Source organism: Mesorhizobium sp. M0195 (assembly GCF_040322115.1).
GTDB lineage: Bacteria > Pseudomonadota > Alphaproteobacteria > Rhizobiales > Rhizobiaceae > Mesorhizobium.
On the sequence record NZ_JAMYSV010000002.1, the window covers coordinates 455,118 to 478,732 of the forward strand.

Consider the following 23,615-nt stretch of genomic DNA (forward strand, 5'->3'; position numbering starts at 1 on the left):
GAAAGAAAACCGCCGCGCGCACTCCCACCTCCAGTGTCGTTGGGTGACAGAACCCGAGAGTTGCTCGGGTCAAGTTGCCGGCTGCGCTTCATTGCGACTGGGAGATCATGCATGGCCAAAACGGACAACAGGAGCGGGCCGACGCGTCGGATGGTATTGGAAGGTGGTGTTGCGACCGGGGTGCTCCTGGCGGCCGGAATACCGGTTGACGCCGAGCCGGCCGAGACCGTCACGGCGGCTGCATCGTCCTCGCCGGTACCGACGATGACGATGTCGTTGCGGATAAACGCGAAGGATCTTGCCATCGAGCTAGACCCGCGGACGACGCTGCTCGACGCCCTGCGCAACCATCTCGGCCTCACCGGCTCGAAGAAGGGCTGCGACCACGGCCAGTGCGGCGCATGCACGGTGCTCGTCGATGGGCGCCGGATCAATGCCTGCCTGACGCTTGCCGCAATGCATGAAGGCGACGAGATCACCACGATCGAGGGCCTTGCCGAGGGTGACCGGCTGCATCCGGTCCAGGCCGCCTTCATCGCCCGCGACGGTTTCCAGTGCGGCTACTGTACGCCAGGCCAGATCTGCTCGGCGGTCGGCATGCTGGGCGAGGCGCGGGCCGGCTGGCCAAGCCATGCGAGCGCCGACGTGGCGGCGGCTTCCGTCGCTCTCACCGATGTCGAGATCCGCGAGCGGATGAGCGGCAACATCTGCCGTTGCGCCGCCTATCCGAACATTGTCGCTGCAATCCGCGACGCGGCAGAGGAGGCATGAGCAATGCAGTCCTTCACTTATGAACATGCGACGAGTGCCGAGCAGGCGGCCGCCGCGGTTGCGGCCCGGCCGGACGCCAAGTTCATCAGCGGCGGCACCAACCTGCTCGACCTGATGAAGCTCGAGATCGAGCGCCCAGCGCATCTCGTCGACATCAGCCGGCTGCCTCTTGATCGGATCGAGGAGACGGCGGAAGGCGGGCTTCGGGTCGGCGCCCAGGTCCGCAACAGCGATCTCGCCGCCGACCCGCGGGTGAGGTCGCGCTACCCGATGCTCACGCAAGCGCTGCTGGCGGGAGCGTCCGGCCAGATACGCAACAAGGCCTCGACCAGCGGCAATCTCCTGCAGCGTACGCGCTGCCCCTACTTCTATGACCGCAACATGCCCTGCAACAAGCGCCAGCCGGGTTCGGGCTGCACGGCGCTTCAAGGCTTCAATCGCATGCACGCTGTACTCGGCGCGAGCGAAGCCTGCATCACCGTCCATCCCTCCGACATGGCGGTCGCCATGTCCGGGCTCGACGCCAGGATTGAGACCCTCTCGCCCGGCGGCGAGACCCGCACGATCACAATCGCCGATTTCCATCGATTGCCCGAGGCGACGCCCCATGTGGAGACCGTGCTCGGCCACGGCGAAATGGTCGTTGCGGTTACCCTGCCGCCGCCACCACCCGGCCGGCAGCTTTACCGCAAGGTGCGCGACCGTGCTTCCTACGCCTTCGCGCTGGTGTCGGTGGCAGCAATCGTCGAGAAAAGCGGCGACCGTATCCGAAGCGCTCGGATCGCCATGGGCGGCGTGGCAGCGAAACCCTGGCGCGCGACGGAGGCGGAGCGCGCGCTGGCAGGCGCGGCGGCGTTCGACGGCGCCTTTACCGACGCGGCCGAAGCCGCGCTCGCCGGAGCCGTCGGGCATGGCGCCAATGACTTCAAGATCCCGCTGGCGAAACGGACGGTGCGGCACACGCTCGCTGCTGCCGTCGAACGTGCATGAGGTGGTGCGATGACAGAGACGACGACCCCGAGCAGCGGTTCCCAGATGCAGGCGACGAGCGGGGGATCGATATGAAACTCACGCGACGCGCCGTTGCCGCCGCGGGTGGCGGCCTTTTTGTTTCTGCCGCCGCAGCCTGGGGCGCCACATCCGACCCGGCAGCTCGTCACGTGCTCGAGGCCGCCGTTGACGCCTTCTTTGCCGGCTGGGCCTCTGGCGACTGGACGGCATTCCTTGATTCTTGCGATGAGACGATGACCTTCCAATTCCCTGTCGGCGAGCAACGAGGCCGACATGGACCGCCAGAAGGCAAGCAGGCACTCGCAGCCTGGACCGCCGCGCATCAAGCGCAGGGAAACAGGATCACGAAATCGACCGTCGATCTCAAGCTCTTCGCCGCCGACTGGGTCATCGTCTGCGATCGCGGGAGCGGGACAATCAGTGGCGCGCCCTACACTGGCCTGCATGCGATCTTCATGCGGGCCGGCTCGACAGGGAGGCTGGTCGAGTTTCGCGAGTATTTCGGCGAGATCGCCGCGTGAGCTCCGGCCGCCGCGCGACGAACATGAAGGTGCAAGGAAGAGGCGTCGTCGCGGCCTCGATGCTTCTGAACTCCCAATGAAATCTTTAGGTGACTTATGAACGACACCATACCCGGACTGCCCGGCTCCGCCATCCATTCAGGGGTGAAACCTCGTCCCGATGCCGGCGTCATCGGGCGGCCGATCGACCGCATCGACGGTCCGCTCAAAGTGACGGGCGGCGCCACATACGCTTACGAGAATGAGCTGGATGGTACAGCCTTTGGCTACATTCTCGGCGCCTCCGTCGCCAAGGGCCGCATCGCCGAGATCGACACGACCGAAGCCGAACGGGCGCCGGCAGTGTTGCTCGTCATGACGCACCGCAATGCGCCGGCCCAGCCGGATTTCGGCCCAACGGTCACGCCGACGGTGCCGGAGGTCTTCACGCGCGCCCGGCCCGCGCTCAACAGCGAGCGGGTGCGGTATTACGACGAGCCCGTCGCGCTGATCGTTGCGGAGACGTTCGAGGCGGCACGCGCTGCTGCGGGCCTCATCAAGGTGCGCTACGACGAGGAGCCGGGCGTCTACGATCTACCGGGCCATAAGGCCGACGCCTATGCACCAAAGCGGACAAATGCCGGCTTCGAGACCGACAGCGTGATCGGCGACTTCGAGAGCACCTTTGCTGTGGCTCCGGTCAAGATCGATGCCACGTACCGGACGCCTTTCGAACATCACAATCCGATGGAGCCTCATGCGACGCTTGCTGCCTGGTCAGGCAACGAGCTGACGATCCGTACATCGGCGCAGACCCTCGCGAACTTCCGGGCCGGGGTCGCCAGCACGCTTCGCATCCCGCCCGAGCGAGTGCGCATCGTGAGCCCCTTCATCGGCGGAGGCTTCGGGTCCAAGCTGATTGTCCATGCCGATACGATCCTGGCCGCGCTTGCAGCGCAGGTCCTGCGGCGCCCCGTGAAGATCGCGCTGAAGCGACAACAGATGTTCGCCAATGCCGGTCATCGTGCAGAGATGATCCAACAGGTGCGTCTCGGCGCGCGCACCGACGGGCGGCTCACCGGGATCGCGCACGATGTCTGGTCCGCAACGTCCAGCTTCGAGGAGTACTGCGAACAAACGGCAGTTTTTGCGCGCTCGCTCTATGTGGCGCCGAACCGTCTCACCCGCCATCGCCTGGTTCCGCTGGATATCAACCGCGGCGAATGGATGCGCTCGCCCGGCGAAGCGCCCGGCATGCTGGCTTTCGAATGCGCCATGGATGAGCTCGCCGACCGGCTCGGCCTGGACCCGATCGAACTCAGGGTCCGAAACGAGCCGGCACAGGATCCCGAGCGCGGCGTGCCGTTCTCCACCCGCAATCTCGTCGCCTGCATGGAGGAAGGCGCCCGCCGTTTCGGTTGGGAGCGGAGAAACCCGACACCTGGCCGCACCCGAGAGGGCCGCAAGCTCATCGGCTACGGCATGGCGGCGGCAATCCGTCCGAACTACATCGGCGCGGCGACGGCGCGGGTTGCGATCGACCGGGACGGTCGGGTGACGGCGCGGCTCGACATGACCGATATCGGGACCGGCACCTATACGATCCTGACCCAGATCGTGGCGGAGAGCCTCGGCCTGCCGATCTCGTCCATCAAAGTGGAGCTTGGCGACAGCCGCTTCCCGCGTACCGCCGGCTCCGGCGGGTCCTGGGGCGCAGCAAGCGCGGGTTCGGCGCTGCACAACGCCTGCAACGCTCTGAAGGAACGCATCCTGGAGGCGGCGCAGTCGAACGAAGCCTCGCCGTTGCGCGGCGCGAACGCCACCGAGGCAAGCTTTGCCGACGGCGAGGTCAGGGTCGGCCAGCGATCGGCGAGCCTGGCCGATCTTATCCGAGGGATCTCTCCCGACGGGCTCGAAGCCGAAGGCTCCGTAGCCGCGGGCGCCACTACCCAGTCATACAAGACCTATTCGCAGCATTCCTATGGCGCGCATTTCGCAGAGGTCGCTGTCGATTGCGATACCGGTGAAATCCGCATGCGCCGGATGCTGACTGTGATCGGCGCGGGCCGTATCCTCAACGCCAAGACCGCGCGCTCGCAAATCATCGGCGGCATGACTTGGGGGATCGGTGCAGCGCTGATGGAGCAGACGGTGCTCGATCCGCGCTACGGCCACTTCGTCAATCACGATCTTGCCGAGTATCATGTGCCGGTCAATGGCGATGTCCCCGATATGGAGGTCGCCTTCCTCGAGGAAGATGACGACAAGGCCAACCCGCTTGGCGCAAAGGGTCTCGGCGAGCTCGGCGTGTGCGGTGCCGGGGCAGCTGTCGCCAACGCCATTTACAACGCGACCGGCGTGCGAGTGCGTGAATTTCCCATCACCTTGGACAAGGTGCTGCCTGCCTTGCCTGTGATCGCCATTTGACGCTGCAAGTTGTCAGCGCCTCCTCGCCCTCAAGGGTGACCGCGACGCCGGCGGTTGACAGCGTCATCCAGCCCTTTCATACAAACGCCGTCAATGTTCTCAGGGCGGGGTGAAAGTCCCCACCGGCGGTGAAGGGTTTCGGCCCAAGCCCGCGAGCGCCTTCCAGATGATCGGAAGGGTCAGCAGATCCGGTGTGATTCCGGAGCCGACGGTCAAAGTCCGGATGGAAGAGAACGAATGGAAGACGGGTCCGCTCTCGCGGTTCGGATTCCCTATCGTGCGTCCTGATTCTGGTTCGAAACGGAAGGATGGACCCATGAATCAGCATTCCCGGAAAAACTATGAAATGATCCGCGTTGCCGTCATTCGGGCGCGCTGGCACGCCGACATCGTCGACCAATGCGTTGAAGCGTTCGAGGCGGAACTGGCGGTTCTCGGGGAGAAACGCTTTGCCGTCGATGTCTTCGACGTGCCGGGTGCCTATGAGATTCCCCTGCATGCAAAGACCTTGGCCCAGACCGGTCGCTATGCGGCGATCCTCGGCGCGGCGTTTGTCGTCAATGGCGGCATCTACCGCCATGAATTCGTGGCGGGCGCTGTCATCGACGGCATGATGAACGTGCAATTGTCGACTGGCGTGCCCGTGCTTTCGGCGGTGCTGACGCCGCACAACTACCATGACAGCGCGGACCATCACCGCTTCTTCTTCGAGCATTTCAAGGTCAAGGGCAAAGAGGCGGCCAGTGCCTGCGTGCAACTGCTGGCGGCACGCGAACGCATCGCGGCATGAAATCTCCGTCGCGGGTGGAAATCCCGGTAAGGCGCTGTAGTATCTCACGAAAACCAGGGAGGATGCCGGTGCAGACCAAGAAGATCATCAATGACGGTAACCGCTCCGTCGACGAGATGCTGGAGGGCATCCTGGCTGCGCATCCGCGCCATCTCAGCAGTGCGGAGGGAAGTCCGCGCTCCATCATCGCCCGCGACGGCCCACGCCCCGACAAGGTCGGTCTCGTCATCGGTGGCGGCTCGGGCCACGAGCCGACCTTCCTCGGCTTCGTCGGCAAGGGGCTGGCCGACGCCGCCGCAATCGGCAATGTCTTCGCCTCGCCGCCGCCGGACCCGATCCTCGAATGCGCCAAGGCGGCCAGCGGCGGCGCCGGCGTGCTGTTCATGTACGGCAACTATGCTGGCGACGTGATGAACTTCGACATGGCCGCAGAGATGGCGGCGATGGACGACATCGAAGTGCGCACCGTGCTGACCACCGACGACGTCGCCTCGGCGCCACGCGACCAGAGGCAGAAGCGGCGCGGCGTCGCCGGCAATTTCTTCATCTTCAAGGCCGCTGGTGCAGCCTGCGACCGGATGCTGTCATTCGATGAATGCGAACGCATTGCCAGGAAGGCCAACGATCACACCTTTACCATGGGCGTGGCACTGTCGCCCTGCTCGCTGCCGCAGACCCGCCGGCCCAATTTCGAGATCGGGCCGGACGAGATGGAGATCGGCATGGGCATTCATGGCGAACCGGGCATCGCGCGCGGAAAATTGAAAACCGCCGACGAGATCACCGACGAGATGCTGGACAAGATCTTCGACGAGATGGCGCCGGCGCGCGGCGATAAGGTCGCCGTGCTCGTCAATTCGCTCGGCTCAACGCCGCTGATGGAGCTCTACATCATGAACCGGCGGATCAAGCAGAGGCTCGATGACATCGGCGTTTCCGTCCACGCGACCTGGGTCGGCAATTATTGCACCTCGCTCGAAATGGCCGGCGCCTCGGTGACGCTGATGCATCTCGACGGCGAATTGCAGGAGATGCTCGACCATCCCTGCGACTGCGCCATGTTCCGCGCCGGCTGAGAGAGCATCATGACATCCACCGATACGGCCAAATTGAAAAGAATGTTCGATGCGATCGCCGCGGCGATCGACGCCGACAAGGACAGGCTCTGCCGGCTCGACGGCGTCATCGGCGACGCCGACCATGGCATCGCCATGGCACTAGGCTTCGGCGCTGTGCGCGACACGCTGGACCAGATCGATGCGTCGACCGAGCCGACGGCATTGCTCAACACCGCGGCAAAGTCGTTTCTCAACGCAGTCGGCGCCTCGTCGGGCCCGCTCTATGCGACCGCCTTCATGCGCGGTGCCGCCGCCGTCAAAGGCAAGGCAATTCTGGAGGACGCTGACGTCATCGCCATGTTCCGGGCGATGGCACAAGGCATCCAGGATCGCGGCAAGGCCGAGCTCGGCGAAAAGACCATGGTCGACGCCTGGCTGCCGGCAGCGCAGGCAGCGGGTGTCGCACAGGAAGCCGGCAAGAGCCTGTCCGAGAGCCTGGATGCGGCACTTGCCGCGGCCGAAAGCGGCGCCGAGGCGACCAAGGACATGATCGCCACGAAGGGCCGCTCTTCGCGTCTCGGCGAGCGCTCGATCGGCCATCTCGATCCTGGCGCCGCATCGGCCGTGACGATCATCAGGGCAATGCGGAACAGTCTGGCTTAACCCCGCTTCGCCGCGTCGAGCCTGTCGATGGCCTGGACATTGCCGGCCGATGGTCCCTTCTCATCGAATTCCGATGCGAGCCAGGCGTCGACGATCGACTTGGCCAGTTCCGGGCCGATGACGCGCGCGCCCATGGTGATGATCTGGGCGTTGTTGGATTTTGCCGCGCGCTCTGCCGAATAGGTGTCGTGGGTGAGTGCGGCGCGAATGCCGGGCACCTTGTTGGCGGAAATGGATACGCCGATGCCGGTGCCGCAAAACAGGATGCCGCGATCGTTCTCGCCGTCCAGGATGGTCTGGGCGAGCTTCTGCGACAGGTCGGCATAGTAGCCCGCCTGGCTGAGGTCGCTAACCGTGAGGCCGGGCTTGGTGGCGAGGTGAGCGGCAATGACGTCGAGCAGCGGCTTGCCGGCGCTGTCGGCTCCAATGGCTATTTTCATGTTCGGTTTCCTTCCTGTTCGATGCTTCAGATCGCCGCCGAGGCGCGTTTGAGGATGTCGATATAGCCTTCCGCCTGCCAGGCGGAACGGCCGATGAACAAGCCGTCTATATTGGGCTGGCCGACCAGTTCGGCGGCATTTTGCGGATTGACACTGCCGCCATAAAGCACCGGCGGCACCACCGGCAGCAGGTCGCGGGCGATTTTCTTGATCAGCGCCTGCTGCCTGTCGGCATAATCAGAACTGGCCGGCACGCCCTTGTCGCCGATCGCCCAGACCGGCTCATAGGCAAACAGGATCGTCGCCGCCTTCGCCGCCCCTTCGAGAAACTGCAGTGCGCCGTGCACCTGCAGGGCCAGTATCGCAGCGGCCTGCCCGCTGTTGCGTTGAGCCAAGGTCTCGCCGACGCAGATGAGTGGCACGAGACCGTGCTTCACCGCCGCTGCAGTCTTCAGCCCGACAGCCTTGTCGGTCTCGCCGAAATGCTCGCGCCGTTCGCTGTGGCCCAACTCTACCATATCAAGTTCGCAGTCTTTCAGCATTACCGGCGAGATCTCGCCGGTCCAGGCACCGGCGTCGGCCCAATGCATGTTCTGCGCGCCAACCTTGATGCGTGTCGGCGACAGCGCTTTCTTGACCTCGCGGACCGCCGTGAAGGGCGGGATGACGAAAGGCTGAATGCGCTCGTCGAAACCGGGGACGAACTCCGCCAGCGCCTCGGCGAAAGCCATCGCCTCGGCGAGCGTCTTGTTCATTTTCCAGCTGGTGCCGACCCAATAAACCATACGCGCCCTCCTAGTCTGCGATCACGGTCAGCGAAACGCCAGCGCCATCCAGCGCGGCGCGCATCTGCGGCTGCGGCTCGCGGCCGGTGAAGACCATGTCGAAGGCCTTGAGATCGGTCAGGAAGTGCAAGGCGGTGCGGCCAAACTTGCCGTGATCGGCCAGCAGATATTTGCGCGCTGCTGCGGCCATCATCAGCCGTTTGGTCTGGACCACTTCCTGATCTTGGTGAAAGGCAGAGGCACCATGGATGGCCGATGAAGACAGGAAGGCGACATCTGCGCGCAAAGATTTCAGCGTGTCTTCGGCGAGCAGGCCGAAGAAGCCGTGGAACTTCTTGCTGTATTGGCCGCCAAGCGCAATCAGGTTGATGCCGGCAACGCCCGCCAAATCCTGGATGACAGCCAGGTTGTTCGAGATCACCGTCAGCGGACGCAGATCGGCAAGGTGCCGAGCAACGCCGCCCGCGGTCGAGCCGTCGTCGATAATCACCGTCTGGCCCGGTTCGATCATCCTCACGGCGGCGACGGCGATGCGCTTTTTCTCGTCGCCAGCCAATCTCTGGCGGTAACGGAAATCGCTCTCGAAAAGGCTGCTCGGCTGGATCGAGGCGCCGCCGCGCACCTTGCGCAGAAAGCCGCTTTCCTCGAGCTCGTCGAGGTCGCGGTGGACGGTCATCTTCGACACGCCGAAGCGTGAGGCAAGATCGTCGACACTGGCCGTACCGGTGTCCATCAGAAAATCCATGATGCCTTGCCGACGGCCGTCGCTCTTCATTTCCGCGGCTTCCTCGTGCACCCCGGTTCCGAGACATAACAGCAAACGTCGGACAAGCCATCAAATTTTTTGTGATAATGTTATGTCTCTATGGGATATCATGACGCTTCTGGTCGCGTGCTGTAACAAGAATTGCTGCCGGCCGAGCGCCCAGCGGTTGCGGTGCCGCGGAAATCCGGCCAGAAGCATCAGGGGCTCGACGACAACCGAACAGCCCGCAAACACTGGCTCGAAACCGGATACGGGAGACTACTGAGTGGCTCGCATCACACTGAGACAATTGCTCGATCATGCCGCCGAATACGGCTATGGCGTGCCTGCCTTCAACATGAACAATATGGAACAGGGCCTCGCCATCATGGAGGCAGCCGAGGAGACCAAATCGCCGGTTATCCTGCAGGCAAGCCGCGGCGCGCGAGCCTACGCCAACGATGTGGTGCTGGCCAAGCTGATCGACGCGCTGGTCGAAATCCATCCCGATATCCCGGTCTGCATGCATCTCGACCATGGCAACAACGAAGCCACTTGCGTCACCGCGATCCAGCACGGCTTCACGTCGGTGATGATGGACGGATCGCTGAAGGAAGACGGCAAGACACCGGCCGACTACGCCTATAATTCCGGCATCACCCGCCGCGTCGTCGACATGGCGCATTGGGGCGGCGTCTCGGTGGAAGGCGAGATCGGCGTTCTCGGATCGCTGGAGATGGGTGGCGGCGAGCAGGAGGACGGCCATGGCGTCGAGGGCGTCATCAGCCACGACCAGCTGCTGACCGATCCCGTGCAGGCCGAACAGTTCGTGCGCGACACCCGTGTCGATGCGCTGGCCGTCGCCATGGGCACCAGCCACGGCGCCTACAAGTTCAGCCGCAAGCCGGATGGCGCTGTGCTCGCCATGAACGTCATCGAGGAAATTCACCGCCGCCTGCCGAGCATGCATCTCGTCATGCACGGCTCGTCCTCGGTGCCGGAGGAGCTGCAGGAGATCATCAACAAATATGGCGGCCAGATGAAGCCGACATGGGGGGTGCCGGTCGAGGAGATCCAGCGCGGCATCAAGCACGGCGTGCGCAAGATCAACATCGATACCGACAACCGCATGGCGCTGACCGGCGCCATTCGCAAGGTGCTGACCGAGAACCCGAGCGAATTCGACCCGCGCAAATATCTGACGCCGGCGATGGCCGCCATGCGAAAGCTCTGCAAGGAGCGTTTCGAGCAATTCGGCACCGCCGGCAACGCACCGAAGATCAAGCCGCTGCCGCTATCGGAAATGGCCAGGCGCTATAAATCCGGCAGCCTCGACCCTAAATTCGGCTGATGTGTTCTGGATGAGCAGGGGCCGCATCGGCTCCTGCTCATCCATCATGCTCGCGGCAAAAGATCGGCCCTGCCGGCCTCGATGAAGGGCGCCCAATAGCCGACCGACTCGCGGATCATGGCGATGACCTGGTGGTCGACGGGCTCGCGCTCGCGGAACGACAATTCGAGGCAGATCTCGTTGTCGACGCCGCCGCCACGGCGAATCGTCTCCAGCAGCTTTTCCGGTGTGATGCGGCCGTCCTTGTTGTGGGCGGCAATGAACGGCCAATGGCCACCCTTGTTCATCGACGACTGCTTGACGTGGATGATCGGCGATTGCTTTGGAAAGGCTTCGGCCCAGGCATAAGGGTCGATGTCGTCCGGATTGCTCGACGTCACGTCGCCATGATCGATGTCGACCATCATCTTGAGCGGGATCGCCATGCCGGCGGCATCGATCTCGCGCTGCAGCGTCCGGCAGCTCTCGATCGTATGGCCGAACTCGCGGCCGACCGACATCGGCTCCCAGAACAGGTAGATCAAGCCGGCGGCCTGGGCATGCTCGGCAACCTCACGCCAGCACGCCAGCGCGATGTCGAAAAGCCGCGCGCGACGTTCAGGATCGTCGTAATCCCGATGGGTGAAGATCGCGAACTGCGTACCCATGCCGCCGGCGCCGAGCTCGGCCGAAATTTCGGCAAAGGTCTTGAACCAGTCGACGTAGTAGCGTCGCACGTCGGCATCGGGATGGCCGAAATGATTGAGCCGGCCGTAAGGGCCGGTCATCGCCGAGGTCACGCGCACCCCGGTGCGGTTGAGAGCGGAGCGGAACAGGCGGGTGAATTTAGCGATCGTTGCCGCCGGCCAGCCGGGATTGATGAACTCATGCGTGAGCTGCACGTCGCGGATGCCGATGTCGTAGGCGATCGTATCGATCAGGTCGTCCGGTTCGGCAAAACGGTTGACCAGCGGATTGGTGTTGAGGGACAGCGTAAAGGCCATCAGCCGGCCTTCGCCAGCCGATTCGAACACCAGTCCTCGAACGCTTCTCTTTCCGCGCTGGACAGATGCAGGCCGTGCTTGGTGCGTCGTTCGAGAATATCGGCCGCGGTCTCGGCCCATTCGTGCTCGAGCAGGTAGTTAGCTTCGCGCTCGAAAAAATCCTTGCCGAAGCGCCGGCCCAGTTCGGCGAGCGAACCGGCCGCGCCGACCAGATCACGCGTCCTTGTGCCATAGAGCCGGCCATAATGCTTGACCAGGGAGGCGGGCATCCAAGGATATTCGTGGCCGAGGTCACCGAGGAACTGCTCGAAATCGGCATTGGCGATATCGCCGCCCGGCAGATGCCCTTTCGAGGTCCACGGCTTGCCCATCTTCGGAAAGAACGGGGCGATGCGGTCCAGCGCGTGCTCGGCCAATTTGCGGAAGGTGGTGATCTTGCCGCCGAAGACGGAAAGCAGCGGCGCCTGCCCTGCCGAAGCGTCGAGTTCGAAAATATAATCGCGGGTCACCGCACTCGGATTGTCGGCATTGTCGTCATAGAGCGGCCTGACGCCGGAAAACGAATGAACGACGTCGCCGCGCGCAAGCTGGCGCTTGAAGTAGCGGTTGACCACCTTGATCAGATAATCGATCTCGCCGGCATCCGCGGTCACGTCTTCCGGCCGCCCGTCATAGGGGATGTCGGTGGTGCCGATCAGCGCCAGATCGTTCTGGTAGGGATTGATGAAGATCACGCGCTTGTCGCTGTTTTGGACGAGATAGGCCTGTCGCCCTTCCCAGAATTTTGGCACGACAATGTGGCTGCCCTTGACCAGGCGCACGTTCCGCTTGGAGTTCTGGCCGGCCACGCGGTTGACGATGTCGTTGACCCAGGGACCGCCGGCGTTGATCAGCGCCCGTGCCCGGACTGTGGTCCTGACGCCGGTTCGACCGTCGCGCATCTCCACCGACCACAGGCCGCTTTCGCGACGGGCGGCAATGCAGGCGGTTCGGGTGAATATCCTGGCCCCACGCTCCGCGGCGTCGAGCGCGTTGATGACGACCAGGCGGGCGTCGTCGACCCAGCAGTCGGAATATTCGAAGCCGCGCTTGAAGGCGTCCTTGATCGGCGCGCCTTCGGGTGCGGTGCGCAGGTCCAGCGTGCGGGTGGCCGGCAGCCGCTTGCGGCCGCCAAGATGATCGTAGAGGAACAGGCCGAGCCGGACCAGCCAGGCCGGCCGGTCATCGGGGCTGTGCGGCAGCACGAAGCGCATAGGCCAGATGATGTGCGGCGCGGATTCGAGCAGCACCTCGCGCTCGATCAGCGCCTCCCGCACCAGGCGGAACTCGTAATATTCGAGATAGCGCAAACCGCCATGAACGAGCTTTCCCGATCGCGAACTGGTGCCTTCGGCGAGATCGCCTTTTTCGCAAAGAATGACCGACAGGCCACGGCCCGCCGCATCGCGCGCGATTCCGGCGCCATTGACGCCACCGCCGATGACGAAGAGGTCGACGATTTCGGTTTCACCGTTCATCTCGCTCGATGCCCTGTCGTCAGCATGGATTGACCGGAGGCAGACCGGCGATGAAGCGGCGCACTTCCTCGGCCGCCTGCTCGGCCGCATAAGTCACCGTGCGCACCGACGCGCCGGCGATATGCGGCGTCAGTGTCACGTTCGGCAACTGCAGCAAGGGCCAGTCGGCAGGCACCGGCTCGACGGCGAACGTCTCCAACATGGCACTGCCGATCTGTCCCGAGACGAGCGCCTCGTAGAGTGCATCGTAGTCAACCAGCGGTCCGCGCGCGGTATTGACGAAGATTACGCCTGGCTTCATCCGGGCAATAGCGTCCTTGCCGATGAGGCCGCGCGTCTCTTCGGTGACCCGGGAATGCAGCGTGACCACATCGGAGCGCGACAGCAGATCGTCCAGCGCTACCAGCTCGACGCCGGCATTGCGGTCCTCGACGCTCAACTGCACATAGGGATCGGAGACCAGGATGCGACAGCCGAAAGCACGCAGCAGCCGAACCAGCCTGGTGCCGATATTGCCATAGCCGATAACGCCAACGGTCATTTCGTTGAGCTCGCGGCCGGTGCGGTCGGCGCGGTAGAGATCGCCGCGCCACTCGCCCTTGCGCAAGGCTTCGTGGCCGACGCGGATCAGCCGCGTTTCGGCGAGAATGGCGCCGATGGTGAACTCGGCCACCGCGCTGGCGTTGCGGCCGGGCACATTGACCACCGTGATGCCATGGGCCTTGGCGGCAGCCATGTCGATGTTGATCGGCCCGCCGCGCGACACCGCAACCAGCTTGAGTGTGGGCAGGCGCTGCATCATGGCTTCGGAGAGCGGCGCAAGCTGGGTAACAAAAATTTCGGCATCGCCGATAAAATCGACCACCTCGTCCGGATCGCCGAAATACTCCTTGACCTTGTCGAGGCCGAGCGCCGCATTGCCGAATTGCATCGGCTCGTCGGGCCAAGCGGTCTCAACGGTGCGGATGTCGAGATTGTCGCCGCAGGCCGCCTCGATTTTCTCGCGAAACACGTCCGGAAGCATGAAGCGGTCGCCGATGATCGCAATTTTCTTGGGCATGCTCTTCTCAATTCACGTCGGTTTGCCTGGACGCGGCCAGCGAACGCCAGACCGGCCGCAGCGCCTGGTGCGCCAATGTGTAGGACGGAGCCATCGCCTCATAGGCAGCGGCAAGCTTTCGGTCGCTGGGCTCGGCCGCACGGAGCAACGGTGTGACCCATTCACTGACGCAATCGTCCATCGATGCGTACTGGCCGACGCAGACCGCAGCAATCATTGCGGCGCCCGCCGCACCGGCCTCCTCGCGCTCGCTGGTGCGAATGTCGGCGCCGATCGCAGCACCCAGGATATTGCGCAGCGCCGGGCTCCTGGCCGCTCCGCCGGTCAGGCGGATTTCCTTGGGCAGCGGCCCCATGGCGGCGTAGCAATCGCGTGCCGCGAAAGCCAGCCCCTCGAACACCGCACGAACCATGTCGGCATAGCCGTGCCTGGACGAAATGCCGATGAAGCCGGCCCGGGCATTGGCATCGACGAACGGGCCGCGCTCGCCGGCCTCCGAGACATAAGGCTGGTAGAGCAACGAGCCTGGCTCGGACGACGATATCCACTGGTCGACCAGCGCGATCATCTCGCCATTGGTCCGTGTGATACCTTGCGAGGCGAGAATGCCGGAGGCGAGGCCAAGGACCCAGTCAATATTGAGCGTTGCCGCCATGTTCGACTGCATCTGCGCAAAGACGCCCGGTGCCGGCATCGTCATCGTGTAGCCGGTTGCAGCCTCATTGAGCAGAACCTCCTCCGGCGTTTCGGCAAGCCGCATATGCATTCCGGTGGAGCCAATGATCGAGCATCCCGGCTTGCGCTCGCGATCGAACAGGCCGGCGCCAAGCGCCGTGCAGGCGACATCGACATAGGCCAGAACGACCGGTGTGCCGGCGAGCAGACCGGTCGCTTTGGCTGCTGCCGCCGACAGCGAGGTGCTTTGCCTGGTGCCATCTACGATCGGCGGCAGCAGATGCCGGAGATCGGTGACTCCGAGTACCTCGAGCACATCATCTGAATAGCCGCGCGTGCGGAAGTCGCCGAAGGTAAAGGTGCCCTCGGACGGGTCGGTGGCGCGTTGGCCGGTCAACTTGAAATAGAGCCAGTCCTTGCAGTGGAAGGCCGTCGCTGCATTGGCAAGCATCGCGGGCATGTGGCGCTTCATGAAGACGAACTGCGATCCCTGCTGGCAGGCAGCGAGCCCGCTGCCGGTCTTTTCGAAGCGCAGCCGGTCCTCGGGCCGCGCGCGTATCTCCTCGACGACCGCGGCAGCGCGCGCGTCGAGCCACAGCCAGCCCTTGGCCACCGGCTCACCATCCTTGTCGATCAGCCAGGTGCCGTCGCCCTGCCCGGTCACGGCGATGGCAATGGTCCGGCTGGCGAGATCCGGCACCTTGTTGGCAAGCTCGTGCAAGGTCGTCGCGGTATCGGCCCAGGTGCGTGTCAGGTCCTGCTCGGCGCCGCCGCCCGGCAGTGTCTCGTACTTGTTGGGCAGCGCGGCGGCCGCGATCTGCCTGCCCGCCGTGTCGAAGGCGACGGATTTGATGACAGACGTGCCGGCGTCGACGCCGATCAGCACATCCCGCATCAGGCAAGCTCCGTGCCGTGCGAAATGGCGTCACCGCTCGCCTGATCGAAGACGTGCAGGTTTTTTGGATCGATGCTGACCTTGATCGGCGCCCCTAGCTCCAGGCGGGTCCGGTCATGCTCGACCAGAACCAGCGAACCGCCGGCGAAATCGGCGGCGATATGGGTCTGATCGCCGAGCCATTGATTGGCCGAAACCGTGGCCGGCACGCCGTCCTTGGAGCGGCGGACAGCATAAGGCCTGACGCCGATGACGACGCGCTGCCGGTTGAGCAATTCGTCGCGAACCGGGCCGCTGAAGGCATCCTTGTCGTAGTCGAGCGAAAGCCCGTCAGGCAGCTTGAGACTGATCTTGCCGTCAGTCGTGCCGACATAGGCTTCGAAGACATTCATTGGCGGCTCGCCAACGAAGGTGCCGGTGAACAGGTTTGCCGGCCGCTCCTTGATCCTGTCAGGCGTATCGAACTGCTGCAGCACGCCGCCTTCCATAACGGCAATACGGTCGGCCAGCGCATTGGCCTCCGTCTGATCGTGGGTGACCAGGATCGCGGTCAGGCCGCGCTCCTTGATGAAGTGCTTGATGCGGCCGCGCAGCACAGCGCGAAGCTGCGGCTCGAGCTGGCCCATCGGCTCGTCCAGCAGGTGCAGGTTGGCTTCGCGGATCAGCGCCCGGCCGAGGCTGGCGCGCTGCTGCTGGCCGCCGGAGATCGAGCTCGGATAGCGCTCGAGAATGTCCTCGATCTCAAGCAGCTTGGCGATATGAGCAACCTTTGCATCGACCGCGCTCTTAGCCAGCCTGGCAGCCTTGAGGGCGAAGGCCATGTTCTCGCGCACGGTCAGCGGCGGGTAGAGCGAATAGCCCTCGAAGGCCATCGCGACGTTGCGCTTGACCGGCGGCAACGTGTGCACCTTGCGGCCGGCAACCGAGATTGTGCCGCGTGAGACCTCTTCGAAGCCTGCGATCATGCGCAATGTCGAGGTCTTGCCGCAGCCGGATGAGCCGAGCAGTGCCACGATCTCGCCCTTGGCGATTTCCATCGTCAGGTTCTTGACGGCGTGCACGCCGCGGTCGATCGGACCGTAGAACTTGTCGACGCCCGAAATGGTGATTGCGCTCGGGCTCATGCCGCTTCTCCACTGCGCAAATTGACGACATTTTTCGAGCCGATGCGCTCGCCGCTTGCACGATCGAACAGCAGGGCGCTTTTGCTGTCGACAGCGATATGCGCCCTACCCTCGGATTGACCCGGTATCCCGGACGGACGCGAAACCAGGATTTCACGGCCGCGCACGGTGCGCACCAGGGTGACGATCTTCTCGTTGAGCGGCGTCTCGGCCTCGACCGTCACCGGGATGGCGCCGGACGTGCCTTCGTCAACAAAGGCCAGCGCCTCCGGCCGCAAGCCTATCACGCAGTCACGGCCGACCGCCGCCTCATGCGCGCCGGCCAGATGGACCTGGACATTCGACAGGCCGACATAGACGCCCTTGGCATCCCGGGACGGCTTGACGTCGAGCAGGTTGATGGTCGGGTCGCCGAACAGCCGGGCGATCTCGACGTTGGCCGGCTCGCGATAGATCTGTTCGGGCGTGCCGAGCTGTTTCACGACGCCTTGCGACATCACTGCGATGCGATCGCCAAGCGCCATCGCTTCCTTGTAGTCCTGGGTGACGTAGACAACGGTTGCGCCACGATCGGCGAGCAGTCTTGGCAGTTCGAGCCGCATTTCGAAGCGCAATTTGGCATCGACGTTGCGCAAGGGATCGTCGAGCAGCAGAAGCGGCGGCGAGCCGACCAGGGCGCGGGCAAGCGCGGTGCGCTGCTTCTGGCCGTTGGACAGCGCCCGCGGCTTGTGGCTGAGCACATGGCCGATCTTCAACAGCTTGCCGACGCTCTCGACGCCGGCCTTGATCGCGCCCTGCGACGAATGCTTCGCCTGCAGCGGCGTGGCGATGTTGTCGAACGCCGTCATATGCGGGAACAGCGCGAAGTTCTGGAATGCCATGCCGACGCCGCGGAACTCGGCGTCGACGTCGGTCATGTCCTCGCCGCCGATGAGGATCTTTCCCTCGTCGGGGTCGATGACGCCGGCGACCAGCCGCAATAGCACCGTCTTGCCGGCGCCGGACGGCCCGAACAGGACCAGCGTTTCGCCGTCGGCGACGGTCAGCGACAGATTGTCGAGAACGGTCTGGCTTTTGTAGCGCTTGACGATGTTTCGCAGTTCGAGGCTTGCCATCGGACTATCCTTTCACCGCGCCAAGCGACAGGCCTTCGACGAGATAGCGCTGCGCATAAAGCGCGAGCGCCAGCGTCGGCGTGATCGACAGCACGATCGCGGCTGAGATCTGGCCGTACTGGATGCCGGAGGAGGTGATGAAGGCCAGCGCGCCGACCGTCACCGGCTGCTTGTCGGCTGAAGCGAGCACCAGCGCAAAGACGAAATTGTTCCAGGCGAAGATGAAGGCGAGTAGGCCGGCAGCGGCAATGCCCGGCCCGGCGAGCGGCAGCGCGATCTTGCGGAAGGTGGCAAACCAGGAATGGCCGGCGATGCGGTAGGCGTATTCGATGTCGGCCGGAATATCCTCGAAATAGCCGCGCACGATCCACAGGATCAGCGGCAGACAGATCAGCTGGTAGACCCAGATCAGCCCGATATAGGTGTTGGCCAGCCCGAGCTTCTGGAAATAAAGGGTGAGCGGCAAAAGCACCAGCAGCGCCGGCGCGAACCGGAACGACAGCAGCGTGAAGGCGATGTCCTCCGAGCCGCGGAATTTGTGCCGTGCAAAGGCATAGGCTGCGGGAACGCCGAGCAGCAGCGCGACGGCAACCGAGGTGACCGACAGGAAGACGGAATTCCAGAGATTGCGCATGAAGGCGATGTCGAGCGTGCCGGCTGCCGTCATCAGCTTGCCTGTGATCAAGGCGGTGTAGTTGGCGAGCGTCGGCTCGAAGACAAGCTGCGGCGGGATCCGCAGGATTGTCTCGTTGGTCTGGAACGACATCATCAGGATCCAGACGATCGGGAACATGAAGAAGATCACGACCAGCGCCAGGGCTATGCCACGCAGGATGCGTTCGAGAAGGGAGGTGTGTTCCATGCCAGCCTCCTATGCATGGCCGCGGGCGCGTTCGCGCAGCCGCAGCCAGTTCTTGATGAAAATGTTCGAGAGGAAATAGGTGATCGCCCACAGGATGATCATCAGTGCTGCCGAGCGGCCGACATTGGTCGACTGGAAGAAGTTGAGATAGGCCTCCACCTGGAAGACGGTCAGCGTATCGCCCGGCCCGCCTTGGGTCATGGCGTAGATGATGTCGAACTGCTGGATTGAATCGAGCAGGCGGAACAGCGTCGCTGTCAGGATATAGGGGGTCAGCATCGGCAGGGTGATGCGGAAGAAGACGAAGCTGCGCGGCACGCCGTCGAGTGCTGCCGCCTCGAAGGGCTGCGTCGGCAGGCTGCGCAGTCCGGCAAGCAGCAGGATCATGATGAAAGGCGTGTAGACCCAGATGTCGACAAGGACGACGGTGAGCAATGCCGTCGACGGAGACGACGCCCAGCGGAAATCCTGCAGCCCGATCAGGCTAGCTAGATAGCTGAGTACACCGAAGCCGGGATTGGTCATCAGCTTCCACATCAGCGCGGCGAGCGCCGGCGCCGTCATCAGCGGCATCAACAGCATGATCGAGATGAAGTTGTTTAACGTCGAGCGCTTCTGCAGCAGCATGGCGATGCCAAGACCGAGAAGCAGCTCGAGTACGACGGTGATGCCGGCGTAGAGCAGCGAAATCTCCAGCGTGTTCCAGAACTTCGGGTCGGTGAAGAAGGAGATATAGTTGTCGCCCCAGTTGAACTGCCGCGCCCAGGGTTGGCTCAACCGGTAGCGCTGGAACGAATAGACCACCGACGTCAGGAACGGGATCAGGATTCCGATGCAGACCAGCAGGGCCGGCAGGCTGAGGAGGTAAGGCAGCACACGCTTGCTGATCCTGAAGCCCGACGGCCTGTTTCTTTGTATTGTCGCCGCAGTCATCTGCTGCTCCGTCATCCTGTTGCTTCGCCGTCCCGGCCGCCCAAGGGAGCAAGGCGGCCGGTCGGGCGAGCAGGCGGCACCTTTCGGGACCGCGTCGCAAACGATCACTTCTCAAAGGCTGGCCCGCGACGGGCCAGCCTTTGCCGCGCCTTAGCCGAGCCCGGCTTCCTTGAGCTGGCCGTTGATGCTCTCGGCCAGCTTGTCGAGGCCCTCGTCGACCGGCACCTCCTTGGCCACCATCTTCTGCAGCGTCGCCGCCCATTCGGTGGTGAGATCGAAGAACAGCGGCTGCGGAGTGAACTTGATGCTGGCGCCCGGCGCCGAGACGTCGAACATCTCGACATAACCGGGATAGCTCTTGTTCAACTTGTCCCGGAACATCTGGTCGTTCCAGACCGACTGGCGGACCGGATTGACGAAGTCCATCTTGGTCGCACCGAACAGTGCATGCTCGGGTCCGGATGCCCATTGCATGAAGTACCAGGTGGCGTCCTTGTCTTTGGAGAAGTTGGACATCGACAGCGACCAGATCCAGATATTGGGCGTCGGTGCCTTGGCGGCGGGATTGGCCTTGAACGCCGCGAAGGCGAGCTTGCCGGCCATCTTGTTATCGCCGCCATTCATGAAGTAGCCGAGAATGTCGGCGTCGTAGATCATCGCCGAGGCGCCTGCACCGAGATCGGTGCCGACCTGGTACCAGGTGTAGGTCGACCAGTCCTTCGGGCCGCTCTCCTGAATCATCTGGACCCACTGTTTGTGGAAAGCCTTGGATTCGGCGGTGCTCATCGCGGCCGACAGCTTGCCGTCAGCCGAGACGTTCAGGTCCTTCTGGTCGAAATTGGCGTAGGCCGACAGGAAGCCCGGGTGGATCGTTGCCCAGGAGCGCGAGCCGCGCACGCCTATGCCGTAGACGCCTCCACCAACATCCTTGGTAAGTTTCGCCGCCGTAGCGACCATCTCATCCATATTGCCGGGAACGCTGACGCCGACCTTGTCGAACATGCCTTTGTTGTAGGTGATGTTGTTCTGTTCGAAACCCCACGGAATGCACCACTGCTTGGCGTCGTCGGAACCGAGCACTCCGCCAGGCTGGCCGTTCCAGGCGCAGGACTTCCTGACGCCGGGCAGGAAGTCGTCCCAGGCATATTTCGGGTTGGTCTTGGCCGGATCCTTGATCCATTCGTTGAGGTCGGTGATCCAGCCGGCCGGGCCGTAGGTCCAGGTCATGTAGGCGCCCGTCATGAAAGCATCGTATTCGGGCGAGCTGGCCGACAGCGCGGCGGTAACCTTGTCGAAATAGACGTCTTCGGGGAACACGTCATAGACGACATTCATGCCGGTCAACTGCTTGAAATTGTCGAGGTTGGCGATCATCGCATCGGCGTAAGGATGCTTGTTGAGCAACAGCTTGATGGTCTTGCCCTTATGCGCCTGCCAGTCGAAATCAGCCGCCAGGGCGCGGGTCTGCCCGAAATTGAGCAGTGTGCCGGCGGTGCTGGCGGCAAGGCCCATTGTACCGAGGCCCTTGATCAGCCCACGGCGGTCGACTTGTCCACGCAGGAACGCGTCGATGAGGTCTTTCTCTTTCTCACGCATTTCTCTTCTCCTCCACAGGGTAGTTTCAACGAAATGGTTGCCGGCTACCCGACCGGCGTCTGTTCCACGAGCGATCGCGCCGTCCGCTCGTCGGTTATCAAGCCTTTGAGATAGCGGCCCTCCAGCACTGACTTGATGGCGCGAACCTTCACCTTGCCGCCGGCAACGGCGACAATCCTGCGGTTGCTGATGTCTTCGCGCGCCAGCGCCAGCGCCCGGTCGGAAAGCGTCGTCGCAACGGCCTTTCCGGCGTTGTCGAAGAAATGCCCGAGCAGTTCGCCGACGCCGCCATTGCGGCGGATCTCCTCCATCTCGCCCTTCTCGATCATACCGGTGGCGACAAGCGAGGCCTCACGTTCGGCGGTGCCGATGCCGGCGATAAGCAAGTCGGCGGACTTGGCGAGGTCGAAGACATCGCTGACGCCCTTCTGCCCGAGCAACACGGTTCGATCCTCGACCGTGTTGGCGAACATCGGTACGGGCATCACATAGGCCTCCGCACCGGTCCGTTCCGCGACGCGGTGGATGACGTCATGCGGATTGGCCGAGAACTTGCGCGTCAGGCCGCCAAGCAGCGAGACGAAACGGATCCGGCCGGCCGATATGCGCGGCAGATACTCCACGCAGGCGGCAAGCGTGCGGCCGTGGCCGACGCCGATCAGCGCCTCTTCGCCGCGTTCGATCTCGCGCTTGAGAAACTGCGCGCCTGCGATGCCGAGCGCCTTGAGCGGCAGGTCTTCGGCATCGAAGTCCGGAACTACCTCGCAATAGTCGAGGCCGTAGCGGCCGGACAACTCGTCCTCAAGCTCCACGCATTCGGAGACTTCGCCGTCGATATAGACTTTGACCAGGCCTTCCTGATTGGCCTTGGTGATCAGGCGATGCGCCTTGAGGCTGGTCAGGCCGAGCCGCTTGGCGACCTCCGACTGGGTCAGGCCGCCGGCATAGTGAAGCCAGGCGGCACGGGCTGCCATACCTGTCTCATCGTCGCGCAGCAGGCCGTTGCCAAAACCAACCATTTCCGCCCTTTGATATTTTTATCAGTTGCTGCAAAATTTTTCACAAGGCGTCGCCCGAGTCAAGCAACCGCTGCGTTTAAATCGCCGACTAGGAGCTTGCGGGCCGGGGTCGATAGGGCCGCGCTACCCAACGGGCAAGAAATCACATCGACCGCGCACCATTTAAAACGTTTGCAATTTCGCTTGAAGTGATTACAAACGTTTCAAACTTCGTTCGGGAGGAACGATGCCGGCCCGCGTTACCACCCTCAAGGAACTTGCTGCGCAGCTCGGCCTGTCGATCACCACCGTTTCGCGGGCCCTTGCCGGCCACGAGCAGATCGCCTTGAAAACGCGCCAACGTGTCACCGAGGCCGCGCGCCTGGCCGGCTATGTGCCGAATACCGCAGCCCGCACGCTGGTCTCCGGCCGCAGCGGCTTTGTCGGCATGGTGCTGCCGATCCGCGGCCCCAATCTGGTCGATTCCTTCCTCGGCGAATTCGTCACAGGGCTCGGCGAAGGGCTGGTTTCGCACGGCTCCGACCTGATCCTGGCCGCAGCGGCGCAGGGCCAGTCGGAACTTTCCGTGCTTCGCCATGTCGTCGAATCGGGCCGCGCCGACGGGGTCATCGTCACCCGTATCGCCGAGGTCGACGAGCGGCTTGCCTATTTGCGCCAACGCAATTTCCCGTTCGTCGCGCATGGCAGGCTGCTCGACGGCGACTTTGCCTACCATTGGCTCGATACCGATGGCGCGCATGCTTTCGGCGAAGCCTTCGACATGCTCTACGACCTCGGACACCGGCATTTCGGCCTGGTGACGATTTCCGAGCCGATGACGTTTCGCCATCTTAGGCAGGATGGGCTCGCCGCCGCGATCGCCCGCCGGGGCGATCCGTCGGTCAGGCTCGATGTGGCGACGGCGCCGCGTTTCGATCGCGGTGCCCGCATCCAGGCGATCAACCGGCTGCTGCACGCTGCCGAGCGGCCGACGGCCATTGTCGCGCTGTTCGACGAGCTGGCGCTGACGGTCATGGAAGAGGCAGGGCGCGCCGGACTTGCCATTCCTCACGACCTGTCGGTGATCGGCTTCGACAACATAGCCGCCTCCGCCTATGCGCCGCCGGGGCTGACCACTTTCGACGCCTCGATCCGCCAGTGCGCGCGCGAGATCGGCGAGATGCTGCTGACCGTCATCGGCGACAGGCCGACCAAGCCGCTGACGCGGCTGGTGCGGCCGATACTTGTCTCGCGGGCAAGCCATGGCCCGACACCTACAGGACGGAACTGACGCCTTAGCGGCGCACAACCAGGGA

Annotated in this window: 22 protein-coding genes and 1 riboswitch; of the genes, 9 read left to right on the forward strand and 13 right to left on the reverse strand. The window is 63.6% G+C overall.

Annotated features, from left to right (window positions below; all coding sequences use genetic code 11):
- The first annotated feature begins 111 nt into the window (after positions 1 to 111).
- The 7 genes from NKJ12_RS06985 to dhaL all read left to right on the forward strand — a co-directional run bounded on the left by NKJ12_RS06985 (position 112) and on the right by dhaL (position 7,220).
- A complete protein-coding gene (locus NKJ12_RS06985) occupies positions 112 to 771 on the forward strand; it encodes a 2Fe-2S iron-sulfur cluster-binding protein (protein ID WP_352645359.1) in 660 nt (219 codons plus the stop codon).
- Between the two features lie 3 nt (positions 772 to 774).
- Positions 775 to 1,761: an FAD binding domain-containing protein gene (locus NKJ12_RS06990; RefSeq protein WP_352701773.1), complete on the forward strand. Its 987-nt coding sequence runs from the start codon at positions 775 to 777 to the stop codon at positions 1,759 to 1,761.
- 71 nt (positions 1,762 to 1,832) lie between these two features.
- Positions 1,833 to 2,303: a nuclear transport factor 2 family protein gene (locus tag NKJ12_RS06995; RefSeq protein ID WP_352701775.1), complete on the forward strand. Its 471-nt coding sequence runs from the start codon at positions 1,833 to 1,835 to the stop codon at positions 2,301 to 2,303.
- A 96-nt stretch (positions 2,304 to 2,399) separates the two neighbouring features.
- Positions 2,400 to 4,709: a xanthine dehydrogenase family protein molybdopterin-binding subunit gene (locus tag NKJ12_RS07000; protein ID WP_352701777.1), complete on the forward strand. Its 2,310-nt coding sequence runs from the start codon at positions 2,400 to 2,402 to the stop codon at positions 4,707 to 4,709.
- 91 nt (positions 4,710 to 4,800) lie between these two features.
- Positions 4,801 to 4,948: riboswitch (FMN riboswitch) on the forward strand.
- Positions 4,949 to 5,025: 77 nt separating this feature from the next.
- Complete coding sequence (locus tag NKJ12_RS07005) at positions 5,026 to 5,499, forward strand: 6,7-dimethyl-8-ribityllumazine synthase (protein ID WP_352701779.1); 474 nt, start codon at positions 5,026 to 5,028, stop codon at positions 5,497 to 5,499.
- A gap of 68 nt (positions 5,500 to 5,567) precedes the next feature.
- Positions 5,568 to 6,575, forward strand: a complete 1,008-nt coding sequence (locus tag NKJ12_RS07010; RefSeq protein WP_352701781.1) for a dihydroxyacetone kinase subunit DhaK — start codon at positions 5,568 to 5,570, stop codon at positions 6,573 to 6,575.
- Positions 6,576 to 6,584: 9 nt separating this feature from the next.
- The gene (gene dhaL / locus NKJ12_RS07015) at positions 6,585 to 7,220 is read left to right on the forward strand and encodes a dihydroxyacetone kinase subunit DhaL (protein ID WP_352701783.1); all 636 of its coding nucleotides are present in this window, start codon (positions 6,585 to 6,587) and stop codon (positions 7,218 to 7,220) included.
- Here dhaL and derI read toward each other — a convergent pair.
- Genes derI through NKJ12_RS07030 form a run of 3 tightly spaced genes read right to left on the reverse strand, consistent with a single transcriptional unit; the run spans position 7,217 to position 9,220 of the window.
- Complete coding sequence (gene derI / locus NKJ12_RS07020; protein WP_254818715.1) at positions 7,217 to 7,660, reverse strand: D-erythrulose-4-phosphate isomerase; 444 nt, start codon at positions 7,658 to 7,660, stop codon at positions 7,217 to 7,219. The genes dhaL and derI overlap by 4 nt on opposite strands.
- A gap of 26 nt (positions 7,661 to 7,686) precedes the next feature.
- Positions 7,687 to 8,445 carry a triose-phosphate isomerase gene (locus tag NKJ12_RS07025; RefSeq protein WP_352701786.1) on the reverse strand — a complete coding sequence of 253 codons (759 nt, stop codon included), beginning with the start codon at positions 8,443 to 8,445 and terminating at the stop codon, positions 7,687 to 7,689.
- 10 nt (positions 8,446 to 8,455) lie between these two features.
- Positions 8,456 to 9,220, reverse strand: a complete 765-nt coding sequence (locus tag NKJ12_RS07030; RefSeq protein ID WP_352701788.1) for a DeoR/GlpR family DNA-binding transcription regulator — start codon at positions 9,218 to 9,220, stop codon at positions 8,456 to 8,458.
- Positions 9,221 to 9,476: 256 nt separating this feature from the next.
- Between NKJ12_RS07030 and fba the strand changes: the two genes are divergently transcribed.
- The gene (gene fba, locus NKJ12_RS07035; protein WP_352701790.1) at positions 9,477 to 10,541 is read left to right on the forward strand and encodes a class II fructose-bisphosphate aldolase; all 1,065 of its coding nucleotides are present in this window, start codon (positions 9,477 to 9,479) and stop codon (positions 10,539 to 10,541) included.
- A gap of 44 nt (positions 10,542 to 10,585) precedes the next feature.
- Here the strand turns inward: fba and NKJ12_RS07040 are convergent, their stop codons facing one another.
- The 10 genes from NKJ12_RS07040 to NKJ12_RS07085 all read right to left on the reverse strand — a co-directional run bounded on the left by NKJ12_RS07040 (position 10,586) and on the right by NKJ12_RS07085 (position 22,320).
- Positions 10,586 to 11,524, reverse strand: a complete 939-nt coding sequence (locus NKJ12_RS07040; RefSeq protein WP_352505459.1) for a sugar phosphate isomerase/epimerase family protein — start codon at positions 11,522 to 11,524, stop codon at positions 10,586 to 10,588.
- Positions 11,524 to 13,041 (reverse strand): glycerol-3-phosphate dehydrogenase, encoded by a 1,518-nt coding sequence (locus NKJ12_RS07045; protein ID WP_352701792.1) that lies wholly within the window; start codon positions 13,039 to 13,041, stop codon positions 11,524 to 11,526. Before NKJ12_RS07045 ends, NKJ12_RS07040 begins: the two co-directional genes overlap by 1 nt.
- 19 nt (positions 13,042 to 13,060) lie before the next feature.
- The gene (locus tag NKJ12_RS07050; RefSeq protein WP_352701794.1) at positions 13,061 to 14,101 is read right to left on the reverse strand and encodes a 2-hydroxyacid dehydrogenase; all 1,041 of its coding nucleotides are present in this window, start codon (positions 14,099 to 14,101) and stop codon (positions 13,061 to 13,063) included.
- 7 nt (positions 14,102 to 14,108) lie between these two features.
- Positions 14,109 to 15,671: an FGGY-family carbohydrate kinase gene (locus NKJ12_RS07055; RefSeq protein ID WP_352701796.1), complete on the reverse strand. Its 1,563-nt coding sequence runs from the start codon at positions 15,669 to 15,671 to the stop codon at positions 14,109 to 14,111.
- Complete coding sequence (locus NKJ12_RS07060; protein ID WP_352701799.1) at positions 15,671 to 16,795, reverse strand: ABC transporter ATP-binding protein; 1,125 nt, start codon at positions 16,793 to 16,795, stop codon at positions 15,671 to 15,673. Before NKJ12_RS07060 ends, NKJ12_RS07055 begins: the two co-directional genes overlap by 1 nt.
- The gene (locus tag NKJ12_RS07065) at positions 16,792 to 17,910 is read right to left on the reverse strand and encodes an ABC transporter ATP-binding protein (protein WP_352476539.1); all 1,119 of its coding nucleotides are present in this window, start codon (positions 17,908 to 17,910) and stop codon (positions 16,792 to 16,794) included. The genes NKJ12_RS07060 and NKJ12_RS07065 overlap by 4 nt, the downstream gene beginning before the upstream one ends.
- 4 nt (positions 17,911 to 17,914) lie before the next feature.
- Complete coding sequence (locus NKJ12_RS07070) at positions 17,915 to 18,772, reverse strand: carbohydrate ABC transporter permease (RefSeq protein ID WP_023676025.1); 858 nt, start codon at positions 18,770 to 18,772, stop codon at positions 17,915 to 17,917.
- A 9-nt stretch (positions 18,773 to 18,781) separates the two neighbouring features.
- Positions 18,782 to 19,705, reverse strand: coding sequence for a carbohydrate ABC transporter permease (locus NKJ12_RS07075; protein ID WP_254818724.1), 924 nt, complete (start codon positions 19,703 to 19,705; stop codon positions 18,782 to 18,784).
- 150 nt (positions 19,706 to 19,855) lie between these two features.
- The gene (locus NKJ12_RS07080; protein WP_352505338.1) at positions 19,856 to 21,301 is read right to left on the reverse strand and encodes an ABC transporter substrate-binding protein; all 1,446 of its coding nucleotides are present in this window, start codon (positions 21,299 to 21,301) and stop codon (positions 19,856 to 19,858) included.
- A gap of 44 nt (positions 21,302 to 21,345) precedes the next feature.
- Positions 21,346 to 22,320 (reverse strand): sugar-binding transcriptional regulator, encoded by a 975-nt coding sequence (locus tag NKJ12_RS07085; RefSeq protein WP_352701800.1) that lies wholly within the window; start codon positions 22,318 to 22,320, stop codon positions 21,346 to 21,348.
- A 226-nt stretch (positions 22,321 to 22,546) separates the two neighbouring features.
- Here NKJ12_RS07085 and NKJ12_RS07090 point away from each other — a divergent pair, with 226 nt between their 5' ends.
- Positions 22,547 to 23,590, forward strand: a complete 1,044-nt coding sequence (locus tag NKJ12_RS07090) for a substrate-binding domain-containing protein (RefSeq protein WP_352701802.1) — start codon at positions 22,547 to 22,549, stop codon at positions 23,588 to 23,590.
- Positions 23,591 to 23,615 lie beyond the last annotated feature (25 nt).